Below are 7,259 nucleotides of genomic sequence, written 5' to 3' on the forward strand. Positions count from 1 at the left end.
GCGTTGGTTTCATCTATCAAAAGGTTTTTAATTGGAAGGCCGTTAAAATCAACTGAGTTAGGAGAGCAAAAACTTAATAAAACAAAGGCGCTAGCCATTTTATCTTCTGACGCATTGTCATCGGTCGCATACGGACCAGAGCAAATATTAATTGCACTAGCAGGCCTTGGAGCGGTAGCTTATTGGTATTCCATTCCGATTGCAATTGGGGTATTAGTATTATTGACAGCTCTTATTTTATCTTATCGACAAATTATTTTTGCTTACCCTCATGGCGGCGGRGCATATGTTGTATCAAAAGAGAATTTAGGGATGAATCCAGGCTTAATAGCAGGAGGATCTTTATTAGTTGATTACATTTTAACGGTTGCAGTAAGTGTATCTGCGGGTACAGATGCGCTCACATCTGCTTTTCCTAGCTTACATGCACATAATGTAATCATTGCGATTATATTTGTCATATTGATTACCATCTTAAATTTAAGAGGCGTAACGGAATCAGCTTCCGTTTTAGCATATCCTGTTTATTTATTCGTTTTAGCACTATTTATATTAATTGGTGTAGGGATATACAATATTTTAACGGGACACGTTTCGCAGGCTTTGCATTCGCCAATTGGAACGCCAGTTGCAGGAATTAGTTTGTTCTTACTGTTACGAGCATTTGCTTCAGGAAGCTCTGCTTTAACGGGTGTTGAGGCGATATCTAACGCAATTCCAAACTTTAAAGATCCTGCACCTAACAATGCAGCGAAAACATTGCTTGCAATGGGTGCATTACTTGCAGTTTTATTTTCTGGAATTGTCTTTTTAGCTTATTATTACGGAATTAATCCAAGTAAGGAAGTAACAGTCGTTTCACAAATTGCTGAACAAACTTTTGGACGTAATTTCATGTACTATTTCATACAAGGTACAACAGCTTTAATATTAATTCTTGCGGCTAACACAGGTTATTCTGCATTTCCACTATTAGCGGTTAATCTTGCAAAAGATAAGTTCATACCGAGAATGTTTACGATTAGAGGAGACCGCCTAGGTTATTCAAACGGTATTATTATACTTGGGATTTCTTCGATTATTTTAATTGTAGCTTTTCAGGGGAAAACAGAACACTTGATTCCGCTATATGCAGTAGGGGTATTTATTCCGTTTACACTTTCTCAAACTGGAATGGTACTAAAATGGCTTCGTGAAAAGCCTGAAGGATGGGCTTTAAGATTAACGGTTAATTTAATTGGTGCAGTCATTAGTTTTATCGTTATGAGCATGTTCTTTTTAACTAAGTTCGCACAAGTTTGGTCAATCCTTATTTTCTTACCTTTCATTATCTTCTTGTTCCATCGAATTAAGAAGCATTATGATGCAGTGGGCGATCAATTAAGTTTAAAAACTTGTGAACCACTTGTTCCGATTGAAGGGAATGTAATTGTCGTTCCTGTAGCWGGTATGACTCATGTAGTAGAAAATTCACTGAACTATGCTAAGGCTCTTTCTGCAGATCAAGTTATCGCTGTATATGTTGCTTTTGACAGAGAAGAGGAAAAGAAATTTGAAGAGAAATGGGAGAAGTGGCAACCTGAAGTAAGGCTTGTTACATTACATTCTCATTATAGAAGCATTATTCAGCCGCTTACAAAATTTATTGACACAGTGCAATATAAAGCGAGTGAATCAAATTACCGAGTTACGGTCGTTATACCACAGTTTATTCCGAAAAAAGGTTGGCATAACATTCTTCATAATCAGTCTAGTTTACTCATTCGTGCGTATTTACTCTATAAAAGAAATGTTGTTATTACGACAGTTCCATATCATTTGAAAAAGTAATAAGATTTTTTAAGGATAGCTTCACGAAAGTGAAGCTATCCTTTTTGTGTATATGCTATGCATAATTGCATATAGTCCTTAAAGGTATATTACTATAATATAATCACTTATGAGTAAACAGTGTTTTTTGTTGTGATATATGGATATTTTAATGGAGGAAGTTAAGTGGATTTTATTTTGGAATAAGGACATGAGGTCTTGAAAATAAAGGGAATTAAAATACTTCTTTACGATAGATGAATAGCTGTGTTTAAATGACCTTACAGTACAAAACTTTAATAAAAACAAAACGGAATTTCATATTTATGTGCGTTATTTATCTTAAAATGAATAATATTTTCATGTAATATATTCACTGTGTGAATATGGAAATTGCGATGAAACAGAAATTTTATACAATGTTATTCATACTAAGCACATGTGAAAAGTTATGAAATGTTTTATAACAATAAGTAAGTACTGTAGAAATAAAGTTTGAGAGAGGTGTTTCGTACATGACTCACGGTGAGAACGTTCTCTATTTTTAACCATCTCAAATAATGTGCAAGAAAATAGAATAATAAAATGCGATAGTAATAGTTGCTAATACATAGGAGGGGTTAAAGTGAAAAAAACTTTAATTACAGGGTTATTGGTTACAGCAGTATCTACGAGTTGCTTCGTTCCTGTAAGCGCTTACGCTAAGGAGGGGCAAACAGAAGTGAAAACAGTATATGCGCAAAATGCAATTGCTCCAAATACATTATCAAATTCAATTAGAATGTTAGGGTCACAGTCACCACTGATGAACAGGCAAAAGCAGATTTTACAAACGCATATGGAAAATTACAATTGCAAGTCCAAAGCATTCAAGAGAGTATGGAGCAAGATTTATTAGAGTTAAATCGATTTAAAACGGTATTAGACAAAGATAGTAATAACTTATCAATTAAAGCTGATGAAGCAATAAAAACACTKCAAGGATCAAGTGGAGATATTGTGAAATTAAGAGAAGACATAAAAAGAATTCAAGGGGAAATTCAAGCTGAACTAACTACTATTTTGAATAGACCACAAGAAATTATTAAAGGTTCTATTAATATCGGTAAACAAGTATTTACAATCACAAATCAAACTGCACAAACGAAAACAATCGAYTTTGTTTCTATCGGTACKTTAAGTAATGAAATTGTAAATGCWGCAGATAGTCAAACGAGGGAAGCAGCTCTTCGTATTCAGCAAAAGCAAAAAGAGTTATTACCACTTATTCAAAAGTTATCACAAACTGAATCAGAGGCAACACAAATTACATTCGTTGAAGATCAAGTAAGTAGCTTTACAGAACTAATTGATCGCCAAATTACAACTTTAGAGACGTTATTAACGGATTGGAAAGTTTTAAACAATAATATGATCCAAATTCAAACAAATATTGAAGAAGGYACGTATACAGACAGTAGTTTACTTCAAAAACATTTCAATCAACTTAAAAAAGTAAGTGATGAAATGAATAAGCAAACAAATCAATTTGAAGATTACGTTACAAACGTTGAAGTACATTAAACAGAAAAATAATTAGCGATATAGGGAGAGAAGAAAAATGACAAAAAAACCATATAAAGTAATGGCTCTATCAGCACTTATGGCAGTATTTGCAGCAGGGAATATTATGCCAGCCCATACGTATGCTGCTGAAAGTACAGTGAAACAAGCTCCAGTTCATGCTGTAGCAAAAGCATATAATGATTATGACGAATATTCATTAGGACCAGAAGGCCTKAAAGATGCRATGGAAAGAACAGGTTCWAACGCTTTAGTAATGGATCTGTACGCTTTAACAATTATTAAACAAGGTAATGTTAACTTTGGKAAYGTAWCGTCAGTTGATRCAKCTTTAAAAGGTAAAGTGATTCAGCATCAAGATACAGCTAGAGGGAATGCACAACAATGGCTAGATGTATTGAAGCCACAGCTTATTTCAACAAATCAAAATATCATTAATTACAATACGAAATTCCAAAACTATTATGATACTTTAGTTGCTGCGGTAGATGCAAAGGATAAAGCAACTCTTACGAAAGGTTTAACTAGATTATCAAGTAGTATTACTGAAAATAAAGCGCAAGTAGATAAGTTAGTAGAAGACTTAAAGAAATTCCGAAATAAAATGACGTCGGATACTCAAAATTTCAAGGGAGATGCAAATCAAATTACATCTATCTTGGCTAGTCAAGATGCTGGAATTCCGCTTCTGCAAAATCAAATTACAACGTATAATGAAGCAATTAGTAAATATAATGCAATTATTATCGGTTCATCTGTTGCGACAGCTTTAGGCCCAATTGCAATTATCGGTGGTGCGGTTGTAATTGCTACKGGWGCAGGAACKCCGCTAGGAATCGCATTAATTGCAGGTGGWACAGCAGCWGTAGGTGGTGGWACWGCWGGAATCGTMTTAGCGAAGAAAGAGCTTGATAATGCACAGGCAGAAATTCAAAAGATAACAGGACAAGTTACAACTGCTCAATTAGAAGTGGCAGGACTAACGAACATTAAAACACAAACTGAATATTTAACAAACACAATTGATACAGCAATTACAGCGTTGCAAAATATTTCAAACCAATGGTATACAATGGGATCGAAATATAATTCATTACTTCAAAATGTAGACTCTATTAGTCCAAACGACCTTGTTTTCATTAAGGAAGACTTGAATATAGCTAAAGATAGCTGGAAAAACATTAAAGACTATGCAGAAAAGATTTATGCTGAAGATATTAAAGTAGTAGATACGAAAAAAGCATAATTGAATAAGAATCGTAAGAGCGTTAAGTATTAATGAATGAGTTGAAGCTCCTGTTCAGTTGTGAGCAGGAGCTTTTGATATCCTTATAAAGAGAATAGGTGAAAAGTATGGAGAAAAGATTTTATAAGAAATGCCTTTTAACGATAATGATTGCTGGAGTGGCAACGAGTAATGTGCTTCCTTTACATCCTTTTGCAGCGGAACAAAACGTAAAAACATTGCAAGAAAATGCGAAAAATTATTCTCTCGGACCAGCAGGGTTCCAAGATGTAATGGCGCAAACGACATCGAGCATATTCGCAATGGATTCATATGCAAAATTAATTCAAAATCAACAAGAGACTGATTTGAGTAAAATAAGTTCAATTAATGGTAATTTAAGAGGGAATATGATTCAGCATCAAAAAGATGCAAAAATTAATGCGGCATATTGGTTAAATAATATGAAGCCTCAAATTATGAAAACGGATCAAAATATTATTGATTACAACAATACTTTTCAAGCGTACTATAGTGACATGCTATTAGCGATTGATCAAAAAGATAGCGTAAAGTTAAAAGCGGATTTAGAAAAGTTGTATGCGGACATTTTAAAGAATCAAAATGAGGTAGATGTATTATTAGGGAATTTGAAAGCTTTTCGCGATAGAATGGCGAAAGACACAAATAGTTTTAAAGAGGATACAAATCAATTAACAGCGATTTTGGCAAGTACGAATGCTGGTATTCCAGCTCTAGAGCAACAAATAAATACATATAACGATTCGATTAAAAAGAGTAATGATATGGTTATCGCTGGTGGTGTACTTTGCGTAGCACTAATAACATGTCTTGCTGGCGGACCGATGATTGCGATTGCGAAAAAAGATATCGCAAATGCAGAAAGAGAAATAGCCAATTTAAAAGATAGAATTTCTGGAGCACAAGCAGAAGTCGCAATTTTGACAGATGTGAAAAATAAAACAACAAATATGACAGAAACAATTGATGCAGCAATTACAGCACTGCAAAATATATCAAATCAATGGTATACAGTAGGTGCGAAATATAATAACTTACTACAAAACGTAAAAGGAATGAGTCCAGAAGAATTTACGTTTATAAAAGAAGATTTAAATACAGCGAAAGATAGCTGGAAAGATGTAAAAGATTATACAGAAAAATTACATGAAGGCGTGGCGAAATAAACAGTGGACTAGTTCTGCTGTTTATTTTTTATCCCGTTTTTTATGAGAGCCGAGCTTGTAATTTTACCCATAAATTTGCCGTGTGTTTTATCAATGTAACTTTGGGATAATGTTTGGTCAAATTGATACTAATAACCTCGATAAACTCCTGATCACGCTTTTTATATTTAATATTTTAAGTAAAAAAGCTATACTATAGGCAAAACTAAAAATTGGAAAGGAAAAACTAAAACATGGAAAATTATTTGTTATTTATCCTTACAGCAATCTTAATCATAATAATGCCTGGCCCCGGTTTTGCCTTAGTTACAAAAAACACTATCTCGCATGGTAAAAATGGTGGGATAAAGACTGTCTTAGGAACGGTATCTGGAATGATGATTCATACAATAATGGCTACACTAGGACTTTCTGCTATCCTAATGAAATTTGCTATGCTATTTACATTAATAAAATATGCTGGGGCTTTTTATTTAATTTACTTAGCTGTAAAGTCAATTAAGAGTGCCTTTTCTAAAAAAGAAAATATGTCAGGGTCAGTGGAAATGAACTCTAAGGATATTGGAACGATTAAAAGTGTATATGAAAAGAGAAATAATCAATGTTTGTTATTGAAGGGTTTTGTTATCGTTACTACAGAAAGAACAAAAAGAATGAATTGAATATGAATCGATTTATCCCGCTATTTGCGGGCAGTGAGACCCCCACCTCAAAATTCGGCGAATGCGAGGGGGTTTGCCCGTAAAAGCCCAATTGGTGTGGGCTAATAATCAGTGGGGGATGGAAAAACCCCCCACTGATTAAAGTTTCACTTTATCTGATTCAAGATCATTTGTATCGAGTGTATGAAGCTAAAAAATAAGAGTTTTATTGTAAATACTAAGTGGAGTAGAAGTTTAGGTTGATAAATAAGGGAGTCGAAATTTCTGAATGACGATGTATGAAATCGCTAGAAAAATCGTACCGCAACATGTGAAAGGTGTAGAGGTTGTCCAGTTAAAAGGTGGCATTAGTCACTCAAGTGTAAATACATATGCGAATGAAACGATCGCGCTATTTGCAGATGCTTTTCAAACGACGCCAAGAAATCTACCTCTTCCAGTTATATTTGATAATGCGGTGACAAAAGAATTAGTGGAGCAAGATAGACATATTCATCACATTATTGAAATGGGGAAACAAGCAAATATTGCAATTTTCACTGTTGGAACAGTGCGTGATGAAGCGTTATTATTCCGATTAGGATATTTAGATAAGGATGAAACKARCWTWYTGAAARAACAAGCWGTCGGTGACATTTGTTCACGTTTCTTTGAYGGAGAYGGAAATATTAGTAGYGAAGAAATTAATAAGCGTACAATTGGAATTGAGTTAGAAGAGTTAAAGTTAAAGAAACGTTCTATTTTAGTTGCAGGTGGTAATAGAAAAATAAAAGCAATTGACGGTGCGTTACG

The 7,259-nt window shown here is 34.1% G+C and carries 3 protein-coding genes and 3 pseudogenes; all 6 read left to right on the top strand.

What is annotated here, in order from left to right; all coding sequences use genetic code 11:
* Positions 1-3: 3 nt before the first annotated feature.
* The gene (locus tag AC1DJR_RS20095; RefSeq protein ID WP_002141290.1) at positions 4-1,830 is read left to right on the top strand and encodes an APC family permease; all 1,827 of its coding nucleotides are present in this window, start codon (positions 4-6) and stop codon (positions 1,828-1,830) included.
* A 604-nt stretch (positions 1,831-2,434) separates the two neighbouring features.
* Positions 2,435-3,372, top strand: a pseudogene (locus tag AC1DJR_RS20100) (HBL/NHE enterotoxin family protein).
* 37 nt (positions 3,373-3,409) lie between these two features.
* Positions 3,410-4,618 carry a non-hemolytic enterotoxin NHE subunit B gene (nheB, locus tag AC1DJR_RS20105; RefSeq protein WP_477003348.1) on the top strand — a complete coding sequence of 403 codons (1,209 nt, stop codon included), beginning with the start codon at positions 3,410-3,412 and terminating at the stop codon, positions 4,616-4,618.
* Positions 4,619-4,725: 107 nt separating this feature from the next.
* Positions 4,726-5,805 (top strand): non-hemolytic enterotoxin NHE subunit C, encoded by a 1,080-nt coding sequence (gene nheC / locus AC1DJR_RS20110; RefSeq protein ID WP_429686777.1) that lies wholly within the window; start codon positions 4,726-4,728, stop codon positions 5,803-5,805.
* Positions 5,806-6,038: 233 nt separating this feature from the next.
* A pseudogene (locus tag AC1DJR_RS20115) lies at positions 6,039-6,383 on the top strand (LysE family translocator); the annotation flags it as partial.
* 352 nt (positions 6,384-6,735) lie between these two features.
* Positions 6,736-7,259 (top strand): annotated as a pseudogene (locus tag AC1DJR_RS20120) (sugar-binding transcriptional regulator); the annotation flags it as partial.

The sequence above is a fragment of the Bacillus sp. 05T31 genome (genome assembly GCF_056396725.1).